This is a genomic window from Exiguobacterium sp. RM11, from assembly GCF_059821525.1.
This window is the reverse complement of the sequence record NZ_CM187558.1, coordinates 909,295-930,667: the sequence shown is the minus strand read 5'-3', so window position 1 is coordinate 930,667 and position 21,373 is coordinate 909,295. Positions and strand designations below refer to the sequence as shown.

At 46.9% G+C, this 21,373-nt stretch carries 16 protein-coding genes and 2 pseudogenes; 5 read left to right on the top strand and 13 right to left on the bottom strand.

All coding sequences use genetic code 11. The annotated features are described in order from the left end of the window. Positions 1-19: 19 nt before the first annotated feature. Genes AC5LIL_RS04890 through AC5LIL_RS04870 form a run of 5 tightly spaced genes read right to left on the bottom strand, consistent with a single transcriptional unit; the run spans position 20 to position 2,987 of the window. On the bottom strand, positions 20-1,204 hold the full coding sequence (locus tag AC5LIL_RS04890; protein WP_499825108.1) for an aminotransferase: 1,185 nt from the start codon (positions 1,202-1,204) through the stop codon (positions 20-22). Continuing rightward, positions 1,201-1,695 carry an Lrp/AsnC family transcriptional regulator gene (locus tag AC5LIL_RS04885; RefSeq protein WP_074033499.1) on the bottom strand — a complete coding sequence of 165 codons (495 nt, stop codon included), beginning with the start codon at positions 1,693-1,695 and terminating at the stop codon, positions 1,201-1,203. The genes AC5LIL_RS04890 and AC5LIL_RS04885 overlap by 4 nt, the downstream gene beginning before the upstream one ends. A gap of 2 nt (positions 1,696-1,697) precedes the next feature. Then, positions 1,698-2,498, bottom strand: a complete 801-nt coding sequence (locus AC5LIL_RS04880; protein WP_499825107.1) for a glycosyltransferase family 2 protein — start codon at positions 2,496-2,498, stop codon at positions 1,698-1,700. Then, on the bottom strand, positions 2,495-2,743 hold the full coding sequence (locus tag AC5LIL_RS04875; RefSeq protein WP_012726804.1) for a NifU N-terminal domain-containing protein: 249 nt from the start codon (positions 2,741-2,743) through the stop codon (positions 2,495-2,497). The genes AC5LIL_RS04880 and AC5LIL_RS04875 overlap by 4 nt, the downstream gene beginning before the upstream one ends. 13 nt (positions 2,744-2,756) lie before the next feature. Next, positions 2,757-2,987, bottom strand: coding sequence for a DUF1871 family protein (locus AC5LIL_RS04870; RefSeq protein WP_499825105.1), 231 nt, complete (start codon positions 2,985-2,987; stop codon positions 2,757-2,759). 546 nt (positions 2,988-3,533) lie between these two features. Here AC5LIL_RS04870 and AC5LIL_RS04865 point away from each other — a divergent pair. Genes AC5LIL_RS04865 through AC5LIL_RS04855 form a run of 3 tightly spaced genes read left to right on the top strand, consistent with a single transcriptional unit; the run spans position 3,534 to position 7,327 of the window. After that, entirely contained in the window at positions 3,534-5,774 is a 2,241-nt protein-coding gene (locus AC5LIL_RS04865; RefSeq protein ID WP_427373265.1) for a ribonucleoside-diphosphate reductase subunit alpha, read from the top strand. A 49-nt stretch (positions 5,775-5,823) separates the two neighbouring features. After that, positions 5,824-6,330, top strand: a complete 507-nt coding sequence (locus AC5LIL_RS04860) for a flavodoxin domain-containing protein (RefSeq protein ID WP_214693399.1) — start codon at positions 5,824-5,826, stop codon at positions 6,328-6,330. Next, the gene (locus tag AC5LIL_RS04855; protein WP_074033504.1) at positions 6,287-7,327 is read left to right on the top strand and encodes a ribonucleotide-diphosphate reductase subunit beta; all 1,041 of its coding nucleotides are present in this window, start codon (positions 6,287-6,289) and stop codon (positions 7,325-7,327) included. Before AC5LIL_RS04860 ends, AC5LIL_RS04855 begins: the two co-directional genes overlap by 44 nt. 86 nt (positions 7,328-7,413) lie before the next feature. Here the strand turns inward: AC5LIL_RS04855 and AC5LIL_RS04850 are convergent, their stop codons facing one another. Both AC5LIL_RS04850 and AC5LIL_RS04845 read right to left on the bottom strand, forming a co-directional pair. Next, positions 7,414-9,318 (bottom strand): N-acetylmuramoyl-L-alanine amidase, encoded by a 1,905-nt coding sequence (locus AC5LIL_RS04850; protein WP_499825099.1) that lies wholly within the window; start codon positions 9,316-9,318, stop codon positions 7,414-7,416. Positions 9,319-9,439: 121 nt separating this feature from the next. After that, positions 9,440-10,228 (bottom strand): MazG nucleotide pyrophosphohydrolase domain-containing protein, encoded by a 789-nt coding sequence (locus AC5LIL_RS04845; protein ID WP_499825097.1) that lies wholly within the window; start codon positions 10,226-10,228, stop codon positions 9,440-9,442. A gap of 85 nt (positions 10,229-10,313) precedes the next feature. Between AC5LIL_RS04845 and ytvI the strand changes: the two genes are divergently transcribed. After that, the gene (ytvI, locus tag AC5LIL_RS04840) at positions 10,314-11,447 is read left to right on the top strand and encodes a sporulation integral membrane protein YtvI (protein WP_499825096.1); all 1,134 of its coding nucleotides are present in this window, start codon (positions 10,314-10,316) and stop codon (positions 11,445-11,447) included. 10 nt (positions 11,448-11,457) lie between these two features. Here the strand turns inward: ytvI and AC5LIL_RS04835 are convergent, their stop codons facing one another. Then, positions 11,458-12,117 carry a DUF429 domain-containing protein gene (locus AC5LIL_RS04835; RefSeq protein WP_499825095.1) on the bottom strand — a complete coding sequence of 220 codons (660 nt, stop codon included), beginning with the start codon at positions 12,115-12,117 and terminating at the stop codon, positions 11,458-11,460. A gap of 132 nt (positions 12,118-12,249) precedes the next feature. Then, positions 12,250-13,692, bottom strand: coding sequence for a leucyl aminopeptidase (locus AC5LIL_RS04830; RefSeq protein ID WP_499825094.1), 1,443 nt, complete (start codon positions 13,690-13,692; stop codon positions 12,250-12,252). Positions 13,693-14,017: 325 nt separating this feature from the next. Between AC5LIL_RS04830 and ptsP the strand changes: the two genes are divergently transcribed. Further along, positions 14,018-15,619: a phosphoenolpyruvate--protein phosphotransferase gene (gene ptsP / locus AC5LIL_RS04825; RefSeq protein ID WP_499825093.1), complete on the top strand. Its 1,602-nt coding sequence runs from the start codon at positions 14,018-14,020 to the stop codon at positions 15,617-15,619. 50 nt (positions 15,620-15,669) lie between these two features. On the opposite strand, the pseudogene AC5LIL_RS04820 reads toward ptsP, so the two are convergent. From AC5LIL_RS04820 to glcT, 4 genes and pseudogenes are all read right to left on the bottom strand, one after another. Then, positions 15,670-16,503: pseudogene (locus AC5LIL_RS04820) on the bottom strand (aldo/keto reductase). Positions 16,504-16,630: 127 nt separating this feature from the next. Next, positions 16,631-18,670, bottom strand: coding sequence for a glucose-specific PTS transporter subunit IIBC (ptsG, locus tag AC5LIL_RS04815; protein WP_499825091.1), 2,040 nt, complete (start codon positions 18,668-18,670; stop codon positions 16,631-16,633). Between the two features lie 136 nt (positions 18,671-18,806). Then, a pseudogene (gene ptsG / locus AC5LIL_RS04810) lies at positions 18,807-20,306 on the bottom strand (glucose-specific PTS transporter subunit IIBC); the annotation flags it as partial. 221 nt (positions 20,307-20,527) lie between these two features. After that, a complete protein-coding gene (glcT, locus tag AC5LIL_RS04805) occupies positions 20,528-21,373 on the bottom strand; it encodes a glucose PTS transporter transcription antiterminator GlcT (protein WP_499825090.1) in 846 nt (281 codons plus the stop codon).

The window sequence follows — 21,373 nt, the reverse complement described above, 5'->3', positions numbered from 1 at the left end:
CTAAAACGGCAAAAGACTCTCACGATTGAGAGTCCTTGACCGCTGTGACTTCAAATTGCTGCATAAATCGATGGATGCGTCGAATCGCTTCTTGTAACTGTTCGAGCGACGTCGCATAGCTCGCTCGCACGAACCCTTCCCCACTCTCACCGAAGGCATTCCCCGGGACGACGGCGACCCGTTCTTCAAGCAAGAGACGTTCCGCGAACTCTTCACTCGTCAACCCCGTGTGTCGAATCGACGGGAAAGCATAGAAAGCCCCACCTGGCACGTGTGTCGGGAGACCTGCCTCATTCAATGCCTGGATGAAATAGTTCCGACGTTGACGATAGCTCTTCACCATGTTCGGTACGTGTTGATGACGTGAACGAAGTGCCTCGAGTCCGCCGAATTGAACGAGCGTCGGTGCACACATCATTCCGTATTGATGGACCTTCAACATTTCCCGGGTCACGACTTCAGGGGCGCATGTAAACCCGAGACGCCATCCTGTCATCGCAAACGCTTTCGAGAAACCATTGATGATGATTGTCCGGTCCCGCATATCGTGAAGTGTCGCGAAACTCGTGAACGGCTCGTCATAGCAAAGTTCTGCATAAATCTCGTCACTGACCACCCAAAGGTCATACTTGGTCGCGAGTTCTGCCATTTGCGCGAGCTCGTCGGCGTTCATCGTCGCTCCCGTCGGGTTGGACGGGAAGCAGAGGAGAATCGCCTTCGTCCGCTCAGTGATGACGCGCTCGACATCATCGCGGTCGAGGCGAAAACCCTTTTCCGGACGACAGGCGACAGGAACAACTTTCCCACCCGCCATCTCGATGAGTGGTCCGTAAGATACGAAGGCTGGTTCGACGACGATGACTTCATCTCCTGGGTTCAGGAGGGCACGGAATGCGATATCGAGCGCCTGTGAGGCACCTGTCGTCACAATCAATTCCGATGCCGGATCGTATTTGACTGAAAATCGTTCTTTCATATAAGTAGCAATCTCTTCTCGTAATTCGATGAGTCCTGCATTGGCACTATACGCCGTATATCCTTGTTCGAGTGCAACATAACTCGCTTCCCGAACGTTCCAAGGCGTGATGAAATCCGGTTCTCCCACCCCGAGAGAGACCACATTTTCCATCGTCTGCGCCAAATCAAAGAATCGGCGGATGCCTGATGGTTTCATCGAGACAACTTGATTGGATAATGACTTCATGGCGTGATGTTCAACCGCTTGTCTTCAGTTTGTGGGGTGAACAAAATCCCGTCGTGCTTGTACGTCTTCAATTTAAAATGTGTCGTCGTCGACAAGACCGAGTCAAGCGGTGACAACTTGTCAGAGACGAACGAGGCCACGTCCTGGAGCGAGCTCGCTTGAATGACGACTTGGAGATCGTAGGCACCTGACATCAAATAAAGGGCCGTCACTTCCGGGAAGCGATAAATACGCTCGGCCACATCATCAAATCCACGTCCTCGTTTCGGCGCAACTTTGACATCGATAAACGCCGTGACATCATGACGGTTGATTTTTTGCCAATTGACCATCGCCCGAAAACCAAGCAAAATGCCGTCTTGTTTGAACTTCTCGAGCATCGACTCAATCGTCTCTTCATCAAGCGCCAACAAATCAGCCAACATCTTCGTCTCCAGATAGCCCTTTTCCTCTAACAACTCTAATAGTTCAAGTTCTTTTGATGAATACATACTTATTCTCCTTCCGTCCGACCAGGTAACACGCCTGTGAACGTTCTCTCTGTCTGCCTCACATATGGACGTCGTTCCTCTTGGACCATATGGAAATTCTTCATCCCCATGTCTGTCAGCCCATGCTTCTGACAAAAGCGGTCAAAGTAACGACGTCTCGTTTCGTCTTGTTTCGCTGATAAGTTGTCTGTCCCATTGAATGCGTAGAGAACCGTTGCTCGAGCGGGATGGGACACGGTGAACGTCTCCATGACCCTCAAGAAAAAATCCCAGTCCCAATAATTATAGACATCTTCATCGAAGAGACCGATTGTGTCATGGATTGATTTGCGATACATCGTACCGGACGGGATGAACGTCGAGTCCTTTCGCATCCGCTCACGGTCGAAGTCATATGCGAACGGTTCCCAGTCCGTCACTACCCGACGACCGCCTTCCCATGTAAAACGGAATAGCTCGGCATCCGCATAGACGAAGTCCGCTTCTTGTAAATCGCGTAGTCCATCTTCGATGTGAGTCGGCATGAGCAAATCATCATCGTCTAACAGTAAGATGACGTCCCCTTTCGCTTCGAGTACGCCACGATTCCGCGCACGGACGTGATGGTTCTCCCCGACTTCAATGACACGCACATCCAATTGATTCAAAAAAGGCGCCAAAATATGCTGTTTTGGCGGCCCTTCATTATTCATGACCAAGACTTCGAACTGCTGAAACGTTTGGACCGTTAAGCTTTCAAGCAGCTCCGTCAATTCCGTTTCGCGCTTATACGCTGGAATGACTATTGAGACAGTCGGGTTCATCCGCGATATGCCGTCTCAACGTGTGGAAGGATTGCTTCCCAACTCACGCCATTCTCTTTTGAAACGGTTACGAAGTCGCCGTATGCGAATACACTCTCGACACCTTCAATCTCGACAAGTTTCGCAAGGAGCGGCTGATCTGTCGCTTCTCCTGCTTTCACACTTTGGCTTTTTGCGCCGAATACGTTTTCTGGAAGTGTGACTTTCATAGCATTCGGGTTTGGTGTTGGATCAATTCGTAACATTAATTCTTCCTCCTTATAGTTTGCAAGATGACGACGCGAATAGTTGCTGCGCCATCTTTATGATTTCTTCTTCAGGGGGACACTCATCGAACGCTTCAAGAAGCGTACGGCGAATCACATCGGTCAATTGTTCTGAAGATTCGACATAGGTTAATGCCAACATCACCTCATAGAACTCTGGTCCGTATGAACCTGTTCCATAACCGAGCGGGTCCCATGTTAATAATAAGTCTTCTGTACGCACTTGTTAAACCCTTCTTTTCGTTGAAATCCATGTCCTACCTCATCAATCTACCTTACTTTTTGTTCGGATACCAGCCTTGACAAATGGATTCATTCGTCACGATTTGACGAAATACTATATCTAGTATTGATCGATTCATGCAGGTATTCTGATGATCAACGTCAAATACAATACATTCGTGCCTACATAGAGGTTCAAACACCCCTTCTTCGAAGATGAAATCGAATTCATTTTTCTGTGAAGAACTGTGCAATTAGAATTCATAAAAATTTTTTATCTCATTTCTCTGTCTCAAATTGGGTCATGAAGCCCTTTTCGAACAAAAGCAAAACATCGCCCTGCACATTCAAGAATGTCAAGGATTGAAAAACTAAATATAGGTGTTTTATGATTAAAAAGATAAAAATGTGTCAATATATAGTTAACAGCTATTTTGGTCGTTGACACATTATTGTGACAGGTTAGGAAGTTCTTATTATACTTTCATAACGTCTACATCTATTAAAGGAGTGATCGATTTTGACATCCCCTATCCACCACGAGACGATGCTACCAGCGGCACCAACGCTTGCTGATGTTTCTTCTCTTATTCAATCTATCCAAACACGGTATCCTCATTTAAGTGTACAGCGTTACGAGGAACGCGCGATTCGAGCGCTCGAGACGAAGACGCTGACACAAGATGTAGTATATGACTTATTGACGATGCACGCGCTCGATATGTTGAAAGCCGAAGAACCGGACTGGACGTTCGTGGCGACCGAGATGTATCTGAACCGTCTCTATCTCGAGGCGGCACGCAATCGTGGCTATGATGCATCAATGCGCTATGGCAACTTCCATCACTTGATCGAGACGTTGACATCAAAACGCATTTTCACTTCAGCATTGATGGATACGTATTCAAAAGAAGATATGGACCACCTGGAGACATTGATTGACCCGTCTCGCGACCGTCTCTTCACCTATATCGGTCTTCGCACGTTATCGGACCGTTACCTCGGTCGCGATCATGTGAAGAATTTATACGAGCTTCCGCAAGAGCGCTTCATGGTCATCGCGATGACCCTCATGCAAAAAGAGGATGAAAAAACACGCCTCAAACTCGTCGAAGAGGCGTACTGGGCACTTTCAAACCTTTATATGACCGTCGCGACACCGACGTTATCGAACGCTGGTAAGTCATACGGTCAGCTCAGCTCTTGCTTCATCGATACAGTCGACGACTCGCTTCGCGGCATTTACGACTCTAACACCGACGTGGCGACCCTTTCAAAAGGCGGTGGCGGAATCGGTGTCTATCTCGGTAAAATCCGCTCACGCGGAAGTGACATCAAAGGATTCAAAGGCGTCTCGAGCGGTGCCCTTCCTTGGATGAAACAATTGAACAACACGGCCGTTTCCGTAGACCAACTCGGCATGCGCCAAGGTTCGATTGCTGTGTATCTAGACATCTGGCATAAAGACATCTTCGAATTCTTAGATGCGAAGTTGAACAACGGGGATGAGCGTCTTCGGACGCACGACTTGTTCACGGGAGTCTGTTTACCGGACCTCTTCATGCGTACGGTCGAGGCGCGCGGTGAATGGCACCTATTCGACCCGCATGAGATTCGCACGGTGATGGGATACAGCCTCGAGGACTACTTTGACGAGACAGAGAACGGCGGTAGCTTCACTGAGAAATACATGGAGTGCGTCAATACGCCAGAGCTATCACGCGTGACCGTACCTGCCATCGACCTTGTGAAACGTTACATGCGTTCACAGCTTGAGACGGGTACTCCGTACATGTTCTTCCGTGACGCCGTGAACCGGGCAAACCCAAACAAACACGCCGGTATGATTTATAGCTCGAACCTCTGTTCAGAGATTGCACAAAACATGTCAGCAACGACGATTGAAGAAGAGTACACACAAGACGGAAAAATCGTCATCACGAAAACACCAGGTGATTTCGTCGTCTGTAACTTGAGCTCAATTGCACTCGCCCGTGCGGTGAAAGCAGACGTGCTCGAACGCCTGATCCCGATTCAAATGCGTATGCTCGACAACGTCATTGACTTGAACACCATTGAAGTGCCACAAGCGATGATTACGAACCAGAAGTATCGCGCGGTCGGTCTCGGCACGTTCGGATGGCATCATCTACTCGCCCTCGAAGGAATCCGCTGGGAATCGGTCGACGCCGTTCAATACGCGGAGAAACTCTACGAGAAGATTGCCTACCTCACGATCCAAGCTTCGATGGAGCTCGCGAAGGAGAAAGGCGCGTTCGGCGTCTTCGAAGGATCGGAATGGCATACAGGTGAATACTTCAAGCGCCGGAACTATCGCTCGCACGACGAGTTGGATTGGGATGGTCTCGCAGAAGCCGTCCACCAAAACGGTGTTCGTAACGCCTATATGATGGCTGTTGCACCGAACTCGTCGACTGCTATCATCGCGGGTAGTACCGCTTCGATTGACCCGGTCTATAAAAAAGTCTACTCAGAAGAGAAGAAGAACTATAAGATTCCAGTCACGGTGCCAGATTTGACACCTGAGACGAACTGGTTCTATAAATCAGCATTCGAAGTCGATCAACTATGGAGCATCCGTCAAAACGCATCGCGCCAACGTCACATCGACCAAGCAATCAGCTTCAACTTGTATGTGAAGAACGATGTGAAAGCGACAGAGCTTCTCGCGATGCACTTAGAAGCTTGGTCTCTCGGTATGAAATCGATTTATTACACACGTTCAACGACCGTTGAAGTAGATGAATGTGAGTCTTGTGCCTCATAACTTGTTTGATTCATCATTAGTCCGTTTTTAGTGAAAGGTGGTTAACGACATGAACATTGCAATCATTTGTCATTCGATGAGCGGAAACACAGAAGAAGTGGCGACGCTCATCGAGTCGACCCACCATCATCGTGGTGACCACGTTGTCCGCTACGACGCGGATCGGGTCGGATATCGGGAAGCCCAGTCTCTCGCATCGTGTGACCTCGTCTATTTCGGGTCTTACACATGGGCAGATGGCATCTTGCCGGATGAAATGAAGGACACGTTCCGTCTCGTGCTAAAAGAATTGAATGTACCGATTCGTCAGGCAGCAGTATTCGGAACGGGTGACAAAATGTTTGTTCATTTCTGTCGAGCGGTCGATGAGATGGCGTACCACCTTTCAAAATACGGAATCCCACTAGCCGGTGAACTGCTTAAAATCGAGCAGTCGCCTCGCAACCAACCGTTCAACGTCCAGCACTGGGCAGAACGGATGGCTCAGAATGTAGAAGAAGGAGTCATGCACCATGTCGATTCAGAAAATCAAATTATTGTCGCCCAAACATCCTAACCGGGCAACCGCCATCATCGGTGGCGAAACAAGCTCAATCGTGAACTGGAACGATATCGCATATCCTCAGTTTTATACGATTTATAAGCAGTTGCTTTCAAACTTTTGGATCCCAGATGAGATTTCGATGTCGAAAGACATGCAACAGTGGCCGCAACTAACGGAACGTGAACAAGACGCGTTCAAACGGATCATCGGACTATTATCGATTCTCGACTCTGTCCAGACACGATACATCCTCGAGTCGTCGATGTTCTCGTCAGACTCATCCGTGCACGCCGTACTTGCCGTCATCGCGCAACAGGAAGTCGTACACAATCAATCGTACAGTTACGTTTTATCAAGCCTTGTCCCACTCGCTGAACAAAATCGTATTTTTGATATTGCGAAAGATGACGAGATGGTCATGAAACGTAACCAATTCATCCTGGACTTATATGAAGAGTTCCGCGATACGCCAAACGCAGAGAATTTCGCAAAATCACTTGTGGCCTCGGTCATTTTGGAAGGCATCAACTTCTATTCTGGCTTCGCCTACTTCTATAACTTGGCCCGTCATCAAAAAATGGTCGGGACGTCAACGATGATCAGTTATATCCAGCGTGACGAGATGCAACATTCTTACTTCATCAGCCAGTTGCTCCGTGCCGTATTGACTGAAAATCCAAAGATTGATGCGGACGGACAGTTCAGCCAATTCGTATACGATACGATGGCAGAAGCCGTCGACCTTGAGATTGAGTGGTGTGAATACGTCCTTCGCGATCTCGATGGACTCGACGTCAGTGAGATGCGTGACTACGTCAAATACTTGGCAAACAAACGTTTACGTGTAATCGGTCTGAACGACTTGTACGAAGGATATGACGAAGATGTCATGCCTTGGATCCGTGCATACTCAGACGATTCGCTCAACGCAACAAAATCTGATTTCTTCGAACAAAAATCGCGTTCGTATGCGAAAGTGACAGACGCGAACGGTTTCGACGATTTGTAAGATACGCGATCAACCGAACCTTTACATGGTTCGGTTTTTTTGGTGCAACAAAAAACCTTAGACACGTTCGTCTAAGGTTTTTCGAATTAATGATAGGTTTGTACGTATTTAGCGATTCCTTCCGCAACACCCTCTGCCATACGTTGACGAGATGCGCCACTGCGAAGATACGTCAAATCCGTTGGAGAAGAAATGAATCCAAGCTCAACGAGAGCAGATGGCATCGTATTATACGTGATGACGTGATAATTTGCTGTCTTCACACCACGGTTCGACATCCCACCCATCTTACTAGCTAGGTTACTTTGAATATTTGAAGCCAACACGCGACTACGAGCACTATGAGCTGAACGTGTTGAGTAGTATGTTTCCATCCCTTTTGCGGAAGAAACATTTAAAGCATTGACATGCATGCTGATGAACAAGTTGCCACGTAGCGACTTCGCTGCAGCGACACGCTGTTCGAGTGTCAAATAGACATCTGTCGAACGTGTCAGGCGTACCGTATACCCGTATTTCGAACGAAGATATGCCTCCACCCGCTTCGTCACATCTAACACGATTGTTTTTTCATAAAGTGAACCATTAACCGCACCTGGATCCCTTCCACCGTGCCCTGGATCAAGAATGATAACAGCGTTTGATGAAGCAACAGGTTTAGAAGTTTTTATGAATGCTGAAGAAATATAAGCGAATTGCCCATTAAGTTTAATTTTATGAAATCCGCTTTCCGTACCGTAATATTCAATCTCAGTTCCATGTTTTAATGTCCCTACTTGCTTCGAATTAACGGAAGCAGCTTGACGAACATTAAGTACATCACCCGGAACGTTCACATAAATAACACCTAGAGAATCAACATCCGGCTTCCCAGAGATAACCTTACTCGCCTCAGCATAATATACGTTCGATCCAATATAAACTTTTATCCACTTTTCATCGATTTTACTATATGTTAGACTTTCGTGTTTTCGGAGTTCTTTTACAATAGTCGCATTGCTTGATAATTGGTTGTATAAGGAGAGTGTTTGTGATGCGTACCCTTGAATCTTTTCTTCTACCGGCTTTTCAACCGGAACTTTCCCGACAGTAATCCATTTTGTCAAGGTGAAATAGGTTTTTGTACCTAAGTAGACAATCGACCAATCTGAATTATGCTTGCTATAAGTAATTTCTTTTTTGCTTGGCAACGTGTTGACGACTGTCGACTTTTGGTCTGCTTTGCTGTAGAGCTTCAAAGGTTCTTTCGCATAACCAGTCACCTTAGTCACTTTTACTTCTGTAGTAACAGGTTTGATGTAAGCTTTCGACGCGTAATAAGTTCTCCCGCTTATCATCACTTTGACCCACGATGAATTGTACGATGCGTAATCAACTTTTGTGTTCTTCTTCAGTGTCTTATACACTTTCCCACTTAAACTAGGGGACGTACGAATATTTAAATTGCTCGTCAAAATGCCTTTCAACACTTTCGGAGTAGATGGTACTGATGAAGAAGGTTTTGTACTTACTGACTTAACATATTTCTTCGAAGCATAGTATGTTTTTCCACTGATGACCACTTTGACCCACGATGAGTTATGGGACGCGTAATCGACTTTCGTATTCTTCTTCAATGTTTTATATACTTTTCCACTTAAACTAGGGGACGTGCGGACGTTTAAGTTTGTTGTTGTTACTCCTTTTGTCGTTTTGACAGTTGAAGTTGTGCTAATTTGTGATGCCTTTATTGGAACAATGTAACGTTTCGAAGCAAAATATGTTTTCCCATTCAGATATACCTTTACCCAACTACTATTGTAGTTACCGTAATTTACACTACTGTTTTTCTTTAGTGTTGTGTACACTTTTCCATTCACATCTGGTTTTACACGAACATTTAAATTGACAGATGTTTTGCCATTATATGTTGCCGCTTCAACTTGATTAATCCCTACGCTTGCAAAGACGATAAAAACCGACATAACGAATGTAAATAATTTCTTTTTCATCCACTTTTCCTTTCATTGAAAGCTTTTGACAATGGTTGTTAGAAATATATTAGCAAATATTAAAATAGTCGATACTTTCTTTTTAGAAAAAGAGATAAATGATTTATCTTTTTTATGTTTTTTATAACTTTGGACGAATGACGACAAAACCTTGATTATTGTATGCCTCAACAGTTACCTTGAAATCACTAGGTAAGTTTAAGTCTTTTTCAACATTTTCAGGAACAATTAGTCCATCTCGATCCAACTTGATGACAAATCCATCAAGTCCCTCAATATGAGCAATTTTCAAAAAGCGTTCCATATGTTTCTCTTTCTCCATATATCGGTCAAATCGCTCAAAAGGTTTAGGGTCAATCCCACCCCAATAGCGTCCAGACTGATACGTTACATAAATTCTGACGGAAGTTTCCGTAATCGGATCGGGTGTATGATCGAAACGTCCGAAGTCACGTGTCGATTTTTCATCAATCAATGCATACAATGAGTCAAACAATTGATAGTTGCACTGCTCCCCTAAAGAAATCACGGCACGTTGCAGTTGCTCGATATGCAACTGTAATGACTCTCCTTGGCGATTCGGCTTCAGCTTTTTATCTCCTTCGTAAGCATTCAATATCCTCGCCACTTCTCCGGCCTCTTCTACGATTTGAAAATATAACTGTTCTTTCGTCACTTCTCTTACATTCGCTTCTGGTTGTTGAAGTGAAATGGCATACTGGTTCGCGAGACACGTGGAAATGACGAGCACATCGAGCAGTTCTTCTTTTAACTCCTCCGCTGTTCCTCTCCGCATCGCTCCTCCCACTTCTCCTACTTCTTCTAACAATCGTGCCAGCCCCGATAACGGTCTCCAGTAGCCTCCCAAATGAAGAATCATCGTATCAATTTTTTGTTGAATCTCTCTCATGTTCATTCACCTATCTTTCTGCTTTATTTACCGTCTACATGATATACTATGCTCAATCTAACTGTCCGGAAAGGGTGGGTTTTTCATGTCTTCGGTAAGACTTTGGCAACTGCTTCGGTTCGTACTTGTCGTAATCGGCTTATTTTTGATTACATGGGTACTGAACATCCTCTTCGAATATACGTATCCTTTCGTGTTTGCCCTACTCTTATCTCTCTTGACCGTTCCACTCGTCAATTTTTTCGAACGAAAAACCAACATGCCGCGTGCGCTCGGGACACTCATCTCGTTGTTAATCGTCCTCAGTATCGTCGTCGGCATCATCACCATCGTCATCATCCAATTGATTCATTATGCGACAATCGCAGCGGAGCGACTTCCTGAACAAATCCAAACGTTCACTGAATACGTCCAGCGCTTGTTCAACGAAAAGATTGCACCACTCGTCAACGATGCGTACGAGAGCTATCAACAATTGAATCCTGGACAGACGACTTCATTAGAAGGCGGCATCACAGAGCTCGGTGTCCAACTCGCGGCCGCAATCGGTGTTTTATCCCGTGGTGTGGCAAGTGTCCTACAAGGCATGTTGGCAGCACTCCCACTCGTCCTGCTGCTTGTCGTCGTCATTGTGCTCGCCTGGTTCTTTATTACGAAAGACTGGCCGTCCTACGTGACCTCTCTAAATCGCTTGAATAAACGCAAAGGATTTAAAGAGTTCGAGGAAGTGATGATCAACCTAAAGTCCGCACTATTCGGTTACGTTCGAGCACAACTTACGCTCATTTCTATCACATTCGGAATCGTACTCATCGGTATGTTTATTCTCCGCGTCGACAATCCGCTCTCATTCGCTTTACTCGCAGGGTTCTTCGACCTTTTACCTTATTTAGGTGTCGGTACACTACTCATTCCGTGGGCCGCCTATGCCGCAGTATCGGGCGATTGGTTCGTCGCCATCGGATTGATTGTGCTATATATCATCGTCATCGTTCAACGAAACTTGGCTGAACCGAAGATTGTTGGTTCCCACATCGGGTTGAATCCGCTTGCCGCACTCATCTCGATTTTTGTCGGTCTAAAACTATTCGGTGTATTCGGCTTCATCTTAGGTCCCGTACTCGCCGTACTACTAAAGGCTGTATACAACGCTAAAGTCTTTCATTATATGTGGCGGTTCGTCGTCGGTCCGACCGCCACGACAGCAAAAGAGCGATGAAATCAACATTTCATCGCTCTTCTTTCATTTGAGGTACAGCTACTTTCGGCTCATTCGCTTCAGCCGGGTGTAACGAAAGACCACTCGTCCCCGCTTCATAGGCGGCCACTGCCAAGATGCAAGCATCAATAATATCATCGATTTGGACGTTCGACATTTTCCATTTCCATGGAGAGCTTTTCGAGTATTTTCGAAGTAACTCGATTCGCTCATCCTGCCCTTCGACTGTCTTTTTGGAATGACTTGCCTCATGCCCCATCATGACCGAGAAGCATACTTCTGGGTGAGATTCGTAAACGTTCTCCGCTAACACATGCTGGAACTCACGGATACGCGGAACCAAATGCCAAGCCTGTTTGCTGATCCCTTTATCAATCAACGTTCGACTTCGTTTGTTCGCTTCCTCGTATGTCGCTTCATGAAGTACTTCTTGAATCGGCGGGATGAAAACGGACGATTTCCGCTCGACAAGTTGGCTCCGCATCCACGCGTCACACGCTCGACTCGGATGGTCGACCGTCCCTAAATCTTTCGGCATATCCACGAAATGCATCGCACCGTCAATGAGCAACTCCTCTAGCGTTTCCGAAATCGTCAAACATAAGGAAATGCTATCGTATGTGATGCGCACCCAACCTCCGCGTGCGCCGTCAATTCCTACTCCTACCATGTCGTACCTCCTGTAACATCATCAACACGCCGAAGACGGCGAGAAATACTGTACACCCTAACCAGATTCGGTTCGGCCAAACCGTGTACGCAAAGCCACACAGAATCGCCAAACCGATCAAGAGGAGCGCTCTTAGCGCTCCCACGTTTCAATCATCCGTGCAAGCGTTCGGACCATTACACCAGTCGGGCCTTTCGGGCCGAGGTCGTACGCTGCCGCACGTTCGCTCGTTCCTGCGATATCGAGGTGAAGCCACGGTGTATCGCCTACAAACTCGCCAACAAACGCTCCACCGAAAATCATGTGACCGAACCGACCAGGTGAGTTGTTCAAGTCGGCTACTTCTGATTTTCTCACTTTGTCGATGAACACATCAAAGTATGGCATTTGCCAAACGAGCTCATTCGTCTCGCGACTAGCTTCTTCTAGAGAGCGATAGAGTGTGTCATCGTTCGTCAGACAGCCCGTCACGTCCGTACCGAGTGCGACGAGTACACCACCTGTTAGCGTAGCTACATCGATGATCGCTTTTGGCTCATACGTTTTCGCAAACGTAACAGCATCCGCTAGAACGAGGCGCCCTTCCGCATCTGTGTTGAGTACTTCGATCGTTTTGCCGTTCATCGCCGTGATGACATCATCCGGTTTGAAGGCATCGCCTGAAATCATATTGTCTGTCGCACCGATGATTCCGATGACGTTTTTATTCGGTCGTGTGCGTCCGAGTGTCTCGAATAGTCCGAGGACAGTAGCCGCACCACCCATATCGCCTTTCATTCCGACGATGCCGTCTTTCGGCTTGATTGAATAGCCACCTGTATCGAACGTGACGCCTTTTCCGACAACCGCAATCGGAGCTTCTTCCTCTGCACCACGATATTCCAACACGATCAATTTCGGCGGGATCGTCGAGCCTTGGTTTACGGCGAGGAGTGCACCCATTCCGAGCCCTTCCATTTCTTCTTTTTCTAACACTCGGTATTTGAAATCATGGCGTTTCGCTAATTCTACCGCATAATCCGCCAACGTCTCTGCTGTCAAAATATTAGCCGGCATCATCGTCAACGTTCGGGCGACATTGACCCCTTTTCCATAAGCGACACCCGCATCGATGTCTTCTTGTGACACATCCCCAAGAAGTGTGATGTTTGGCTCTTCGACCGTTTGTTTCGGCTCTGACTTGTATGTAGGATGAGCATACGTCGCCATTTCAAATGCTTCTGCGAAAATGCGAGCCGCGTCGTTTGTGAACGTGTCGAGTGCGACTGCGACGTCCTTTAGTCCACGCGCGTGGACGAGTTTCGCTACTTTCCCAAACCAGTTCCGAACATTCTCTGTCGTGACGTCGTTTCGTTGACCAAGTCCGACAAACAAGACGCGTGCCGTTTCCCCTGCGAACGTCGGCAATAACGTCACTTCTCCTGTTTTCGTCGAAAGGTCTCCTGATTGAATGAGTGCTTTCACTCGTCCACCGAACAATGTGTCGAGCCCTTCGTCGATTGAATCGGCCGCACCGATTCCAACAATCATCGTGTCATATGAATCTGTCCAATTTAATTGAGCAATTTGATACATCTTGCCACTTCCCTTCTTTATATATGGTAAGCATAGCGAACTTCTCCAAAATAATGAAATAGTATGCGTAAGAGTCAAGAAATCTTCGAATTCGTGGGCTATCTCCTCGTTGTGACGTTGTTTTATTTTATGATAGGATAAGAAAGTACGCAATCGGGCTTCTCTTCATCGTGAAGTGAGGCCAATTTGACTGGTCGAGGCTTCCCCTAGTCGTAGACCGTTGCTACTTTAACTTTCTTCGTTCTCGTTAATTCTTTTTTCTTTTCGGGTATGAAGTAACGAGGCAGGAAAGTACACTATTTCTTTGAAAAGAGGGACTACGCTTATGTCACACATTAAAGGTATTGGTGCATCTGCAGGGATTGCAGTTGCAAAAGCATTCGTCATGGAGACACCTTCATTCGATATCCCAACACACAAGATTGAAGATGTCGCTGCAGAAAAGGCACGTTTCCAAGATGCAATCGCACAATCTAAAACGGAGCTTGAAGAAATCCGCGAGCACACGCTTCGTGAACTTGGTCCAGACAAAGCCGAGATTTTCTCAGCTCACCTTTTAATCGTTGAGGATCCAGAAATCGTTTCGCAAGTGAACGATAAAATTGAAAGCGAAAACATGAACGCTGCGAAAGCACTTGATGAAGTCGCACAGACGATGATCATGATTTTCGAATCGATGGACAACGAATACATGCGCGAACGTGCAGCTGACGTTCGTGACGTGACAAAACGTGTTTTGGCACACATTCTTGGGGTGACATTCGTGACACCTGCATCAATCTCAGAAGAAGTGATCATCATCGCTGAAGACTTGACGCCTTCAGACACGGCACAACTCAACCGTAAATACGTCAAAGGGTTCGCAACAAACATCGGTGGACGTACGTCTCACTCTGCCATCATGTCACGTTCACTCGAAATTCCAGCGGTCGTTGGTACGAAAGTGGCCCTTGAAAAAATCAAAAACGGTGACCTCGTCAACGAAGAGTCTGTCACTGCTGACGGTCATAAAGTGAAGCTTGCAGCGAACATCGGAACGCCAAACGACTTAGAAGGCGTCTTGAAAAACGGTTCAGATGCAATCGGTCTTTATCGTACAGAGTTCTTGTACATGGACTCTGAAACATTCCCGACAGAAGAAGAGCAGTACACAGCATACAAAACGGTTCTTGAAGGTATGGAAGGCAAGCAAGTTGTCATCCGTACACTCGATATCGGTGGCGACAAAGAATTGTCTTACCTCGACCTCCCGAAAGAGATGAACCCGTTCCTCGGCTATCGTGCGATTCGCCTTTGCCTCGAGGAAACAGATTTGTTCCGCACACAACTTCGTGCCCTTCTCCGCGCATCAGCTCACGGTAACCTCGCGATCATGTTCCCAATGATTGCGACACTTGAGGAGTTCCGCGCAGCGAAAGCTATTCTTCTTGAAGAAGAAGCGAAGTTGAAAGAAGAAGGAATCGAAGTCGGTCAATATGAAACAGGTATGATGGTTGAAATTCCATCTACAGCTGTCATGGCGAAACAATTCGCAAAAGAAGTCGACTTCTTCTCAGTCGGTACAAACGACTTGATTCAATACACGATGGCGGCTGACCGCATGAACGAAAAAGTATCTTACTTGTACCAACCGTTCAACCCTGCCATCTTGAACCTTCTCCATAACGTCATCACAGAAGCACACAAAGCTGGCAAATGGGTCGGTATGTGTGGAGAGATGGCTGGAGAAGAACTTGCGATTCCAATCCTTCTCGGTCTTGGACTCGATGAATTCTCGATGTCAGCTTCAAGCGTCCTTCGTGCACGTAGCCTCGTGAAGCGCTTGACGAAGACAGAAACAGAATCGATCGTCAACGAAGTCCTCAACATGGACACAGCTGAAGAAGTCGTGAACTTCCTTAGCGAAAAGTTTGACATTAAAAAATAACGTCAAAAGTCCTTCTCTCGAGCGAGAGAAGGACTTTTTTTACATACTATTTAAAAATCGAAGTCGTCCGGGTCTGGACCGACACGTTTATGTTGGTCGAGTGCGTCGATCCGTTCCATTTGTTCTTTGCTCAATTCAAAATCATGCAGGCTGAAGTTTTCTTCGATTCGATGCGATTTGACCGACTTCGGAATGATGACCCACCCTGTCTGAAGGTGCCAGCGCAATATCACTTGAGCGACAGAACGTTCCACTTCTTTCGCGATTGTAACTAACGTCGGATCTTCGAACAATCCACCTTGCATGAGCGGTGCCCAAGCGACCGGTACGATGCCATGCTCGGCCATATACGATGCTAATTCCGTTTGACGTAGCAACGGATGCCGCTCGACTTGGTTCACGGCTGGAACGAGTTCACTGTTTGCAGCCAATGTCTCAAGGTGATGAATCTGGAAGTTACTCACTCCGACCGCTCCGACACGTCCTTCGCGATATAATTGTTCAATGGCGCGCCAAGAGTCAACGATTTTGTCTTCCACCGGCCAATGGATCAAATATAAATCCAATTATTCTAAGCCGAGGCGTTCGAGTGAAGCTTCATACGCGGCGATGGCTGAGTCATATCCTTGATCGGCGTTCCAAAGTTTTGATGTGATGAACAAATCATCCCGGGAAATATTCGCCATCTCCATTCCTTTTCGAATTCCGATTCCGACACCTTCCTCGTTCTCATAAACAGCTGCCGTATCGATGTGGCGGTATCCTTGACGAATCGCTTCCACGACGGCATCGATGACCGTATCTCCGTCCTCTACTTTAAAGACGCCAAGTCCGATGGTAGGAATGGCTTTCTGACTGTGATTCAACTCTATAGATTGTTTCATTTGTACCCCTTCTTTCGTGAGAATTCTTCTTCACTATAAAAGGGATTCTCACTTTCCGGAATAAGGCACATTGAAGTAACTACACAAAAAGAGCCGCCCCATTATTGGAGCGGCGTGTGAGAGTTGGTTATTCTGGACCTCTATCATCGGCTCTAAAGTCGAGCGCTTCTCCTGCGACGACCGTCTCACCGAACGGTACGACGACGACTTTTCCGTCTCCGTTCGTCCAAATGATTGGTGTGATGAGTGATGGTACTTTATCTCGAATCGCGTTGAGATCGACTTCGAGAAGAACATCTCCCGCTTCGACTCGAGCACCCTCTTCTACTTTCGCAGTAAATCCTTCCCCTTTCAAATTGACCGTATCGAGACCAACATGAATCAGTAGTTCACGTCCATCGTCAGCCAAGATACCGATCGCATGTTTCGTTGGGAAGAATGTCGTGATTTGACCCGTCACCGGCGAAACGACCTGACCCGAACTCGGTTCAATCGCAAATCCTTCTCCCATCATCCGACCAGAGAAGACTTGATCTGGTACATCATCAAGTGACAACAATACACCTGACATCGGAGCGAGGAAGCGATGATCAGCTTGTTCAGCCGCTTCCGGTGTAATCACCGCTTTTTCAACTTTTTCTTTCGGTTTATACTCACCACCTTCGATGATGGTCGCGATTTGTGATTTGAGCGTATCCGACTTCGGTCCAAAGATGGCCTGAATGTTATCCCCTACTTCAAGGACACCGGCAGCACCAAGTGTTTTCAGGAGGTCTTTGTCGACTTGTTTGACATCATTGACCGTAACACGAAGTCGCGTGATACAAGCATCCAAATGTTTAATGTTTTCAGGACCACCGAGTCCGACGAGCACTTCATATGGCAAGTCGTCCCCAATACCTGTTTTGTCCCCTTTCGCTCCGGTCTGAACGTCACGTCCAGGGATTTTCAGGTCGAATTTCGTAATGGCAAAGCGGAATCCGAAGTAATAGATGACCGCAAAGACGAGTCCGACCGGAATGACGAGCCACCAGGCGGTTCGGTTCGGCAAGACTCCGAAGAGAAGGTAGTCAATGAGACCGCCAGAGAATGTCATCCCGATCTTGACGTTCAGTAGATGCATCGTCATGAACGAAAGACCCGCAAAGACGGCGTGAATTCCGAAGAGAAGTGGTGCGACGAAGACAAACGAGAACTCGATTGGTTCTGTGATCCCTGTCAAGAATGACGTAAGGGCAGCTGAAAAATAGAGACCTTCGACGTCTTTTCGACGTTCTTTTGGAACCGTGTGGAACATGGCGAGACAGGCAGCAGGTAACCCGAACATCATGAACGGGAATTTCCCGGTCATGTACGTACCGGCTGTGAACTCGACACCGTCACGTAGTTGCGCAAAGAAGATCCGTTGGTCCCCTTGTACGAGATCACCGGCTTGGTTCGTATATTCCCCGAATTGGAACCAGAACGGAGAATACCAAATATGGTGAAGACCGAACGGAATCAAGGAACGTTCTACCAATCCAAAGATGAATGCTGATAAGGCAACGTTAGACTCGATGACCGTACTTGAGAACGTATTGATCGCATTCCCGATCGGTGGCCATATATACGCGAGCGCAATCCCGATAATCAAACTGAATGCGGCCGTCGCAATCGGGACGAACCGCTTCCCGGCAAAGAATCCTAAGAAATCTGGCAACTTGATGTTGAAATACTTGTTGTACGCATAGGCTGCAACAAGACCTGCGATGATACCCCCGAATACCCCCATTTGGAGTGTCGGGATACCGAGAACAGACGCATACTGCGGGTCGCCTTGAGCGATTTCCGCGGTAATCCCGTTCCACGTACTGATGACTTTGTTCATAATCAAATAACCGACAATGGCTGCTAGACCAGCAACCCCATCCCCGTTCGCCAGGCCGATTGCGACCCCGACGGCAAACAGTAACCCTAAGTTCGCGAAGACGATGTCCCCGGCATCTGTCATGACTTGCCAAATCAGGACAAGTGAGTCATTTGCCAGAAACGGGAGCAATTCAACGAGGTCCGGGTTTTGGAATGCGGTACCAAACGCCAAGAGAAGACCGGCTGCCGGTAAGATCGCAACCGGAAGCATGAGTGCTTTCCCGATCCGTTGTAAAACGCCAAACACTTTCTTCCACATCATGGTTCCCTCCTTTGTCAGAATACTTACTTTTTCCCTCTAACGTTTGGATGAAACCGTTTCATATAAAAGAAAAAGACCAACCCCGAAGGATTGGTCTAGATGAGGATTAGTTTGCTTTCTTTTCGTTACCTGAAGCGATAACCGCTTGAATTTCTGATTTCAATGCATCCGAACGTGGTCCGAAGATTGCTTGAATGTTGTTACCAACTTCAAGGACACCAGAAGCGCCAAGGCGTTTCAACTCATCTTTGTTTACGTTTGCTTTGTCTTTAACTTCGACACGAAGACGTGTGATACATGCATCGAGGTGCTTGATGTTTTGTGAGCCACCAAGACCGACGAGGATATCTTGTGCAAGTTCCGAACCAGTAGCTGTTGATTGTTCAACAACCTCATCTTCACGACCTGGTGTTTTAAGGTTGAACTTACGGATAACGAAGCGGAATCCGAAGTAGTAAACAACCGCGAACACGAGACCGACTGGAATGACGAGCCACCAAGCCGTACGACCTGGAAGAACACCGAAGAGCAAGAAGTCGATCAAACCACCTGAGAACGTCATCCCGATCTTAACGTTCAAGAGGTGCATCGTCATGAACGAAAGACCTGCAAATACTGCGTGTACTGCGAAGAGAAGTGGTGCTACGAACAAGAATGAGAACTCGATTGGTTCTGTGATACCAGTCAAGAACGATGTAAGGGCAGCAGAAGCTAAGAGACCACCGACAACCGCTTTACGCTCAGGACGTGCTTCGTGATACATTGCGAGTGCTGCTGCTGGAAGACCGAACATCATGAACGGGAATTTACCAGTCATGAACGTACCTGCCGTCAATTCAGCGCCGTCACGAATTTGTGCGAAGAAGATCGCTTGGTCACCACGTACAACGTTACCCGCTGCATCTGTGTATGAACCGAATTCAAACCAGAACGGTGAGTAGAAGATGTGGTGAAGACCGAATGGAATCAATGAACGTTCGATTAAACCGAAGATGAACGCTGCAAATGTACGGTTTTCATTCAACATGAAGTTAGAGAATGAGTTCAATCCGTGTTGAACTGGTGGCCAGACCAATAGTAAAACGAAACCAGCAACGACGGCTGCAACTGCTGTTACGATTGGAACGAAACGTTTACCAGCGAAGAACCCAAGGAACTGTGGCAATTCGATATTGAAGTACTTGTTATAGGCCCATGCGGCGATGAGACCCATGATGATCCCTCCGAATACCCCTGTTTGGAGCGTTGGGATACCGAGTACGTTCGCGTAAGCAGGGTCACCTTGAGCTAACACTTCAGGTGTGAGTTCGAGCCAAACACCCATCACTTTGTTCATGATCAAGAATCCAACGATTGCTGCAAGTCCGGCTACACCGTCACCTGCTAAACCGATGGCGACACCGACTGCGAACAAGAGTGCCAAGTTCGAGAAGATGATTCCACCTGCTTGCTCCATCAATTGAGCGAATTTCACGACGCCTTCGTTTGTTAACCAACCAGCGCGTGATGTAAGTTGTGGGTTTTGCATTGCGTTACCGAATGCAAGAAGAAGACCGGCTGCCGGCAAGATCGCAACAGGAAGCATAAGTGCTTTACCGACTTTTTGAAGAACACCAAAGATCTGCTTAAACATCAACATTTCCTCCTTTTTTTAAGTACGTATAAACAATATGATAGCGGTGGAGATGTCAGACAACCGACGTATCTAAACGTTTTCATAAATCACGTTTATAAAAACAGAAAAGGCATGAATAAGGATAGAACGTAGACCTCTCCCAATGGAGACATCATATAACGTTCCACTCCTTACTCATGCCTGATCGAATCAGTAACACGTAAGACACGTGGTATCATTTATCTACTTGTTAGGCGCTGGAGATGAATCGTCAAATATGTCGCTTCACCTCGTGGGACGGGACGCTTTAACTCGCGTTCCATGATACCCATCAGCTCCCAAGCAGTACTATAGCATAGCGGATATTCGTCACGCAACACCTTTTCAATTTTTTGTGGTGCCTCGACCATCTCCCCCGTCGCAACCCGCTCAACGGCATACCGTAAGTGCCGAAGTAAGCGCTTATAATCGAGTGAAGTTCGGTCCATTTTTACGTTCAAATGACTCTCAATCGTCTGGACGATTTGTCCAATGATTTGATTGTGACGATTCACTTCAAGGACATTTTTGAACGTCGTCGCCGAGTGGATGTGCAGCGCGATAAATCCAGTCTCCGCATCCGGAAGAAGTACATTCAATCGTTCATGGAACATATCGACGATTCGTTCCGCGAGCGCAAACTCGTTTGGATAAAGCGATTCCGTCTCAAGTAAAAACGGATTCGTCACTTCCATCCCTTGCTCGATTCGTTTCATCGTGAAGAACAAATGGTCGGTCAAGCCGATATGAATGTGCTCATCGACTTTTTTACCCGTACTCGTCTCGATGAAGCCGACGATCTCTTGCATGAACGCAATAAAATCCTCATCGACATGTTTGACGAGCTCTTGATACTGCGACTGTTCTTCTTTATCTGTCAGTTGATACACTTTCTCCGGGACGCTGGCCGGGTCGACGAGGTCGCCTGGTTTTTTACCAAAGCCAATTCCCTTCCCGAGTAGAATGACTTCCGGATCCGTATCATGTTGACAAATGACAACGCTATTATTCAACACTTTTTTGATCGTATACATCGGTAATGTCAT

Bases quoted from the DNA above. Each gene is read 5' to 3' on its own strand.
- AC5LIL_RS04890 (WP_499825108.1), bottom strand. From the start codon at position 1,204: ATGAAGTCATTATCCAATCAAGTTGTCTCGATGAAACCATCAGGCATC.
- AC5LIL_RS04885 (WP_074033499.1), bottom strand. From the start codon at position 1,695: ATGTATTCATCAAAAGAACTTGAACTATTAGAGTTGTTAGAGGAAAAG.
- AC5LIL_RS04880 (WP_499825107.1), bottom strand. From the start codon at position 2,498: ATGAACCCGACTGTCTCAATAGTCATTCCAGCGTATAAGCGCGAAACG.
- AC5LIL_RS04875 (WP_012726804.1), bottom strand. From the start codon at position 2,743: ATGTTACGAATTGATCCAACACCAAACCCGAATGCTATGAAAGTCACA.
- AC5LIL_RS04865 (WP_427373265.1), top strand. From the start codon at position 3,534: ATGCTACCAGCGGCACCAACGCTTGCTGATGTTTCTTCTCTTATTCAA.
- AC5LIL_RS04860 (WP_214693399.1), top strand. From the start codon at position 5,824: ATGAACATTGCAATCATTTGTCATTCGATGAGCGGAAACACAGAAGAA.
- AC5LIL_RS04855 (WP_074033504.1), top strand. From the start codon at position 6,287: ATGTCGATTCAGAAAATCAAATTATTGTCGCCCAAACATCCTAACCGG.
- AC5LIL_RS04850 (WP_499825099.1), bottom strand. From the start codon at position 9,318: ATGAAAAAGAAATTATTTACATTCGTTATGTCGGTTTTTATCGTCTTT.
- AC5LIL_RS04845 (WP_499825097.1), bottom strand. From the start codon at position 10,228: ATGAGAGAGATTCAACAAAAAATTGATACGATGATTCTTCATTTGGGA.
- ytvI (WP_499825096.1), top strand. From the start codon at position 10,314: ATGTCTTCGGTAAGACTTTGGCAACTGCTTCGGTTCGTACTTGTCGTA.
- AC5LIL_RS04835 (WP_499825095.1), bottom strand. From the start codon at position 12,117: ATGGTAGGAGTAGGAATTGACGGCGCACGCGGAGGTTGGGTGCGCATC.
- AC5LIL_RS04830 (WP_499825094.1), bottom strand. From the start codon at position 13,692: ATGTATCAAATTGCTCAATTAAATTGGACAGATTCATATGACACGATG.
- ptsP (WP_499825093.1), top strand. From the start codon at position 14,018: ATGTCACACATTAAAGGTATTGGTGCATCTGCAGGGATTGCAGTTGCA.
- ptsG (WP_499825091.1), bottom strand. From the start codon at position 18,670: ATGTGGAAGAAAGTGTTTGGCGTTTTACAACGGATCGGGAAAGCACTC.
- glcT (WP_499825090.1), bottom strand. From the start codon at position 21,373: ATGACATTACCGATGTATACGATCAAAAAAGTGTTGAATAATAGCGTT.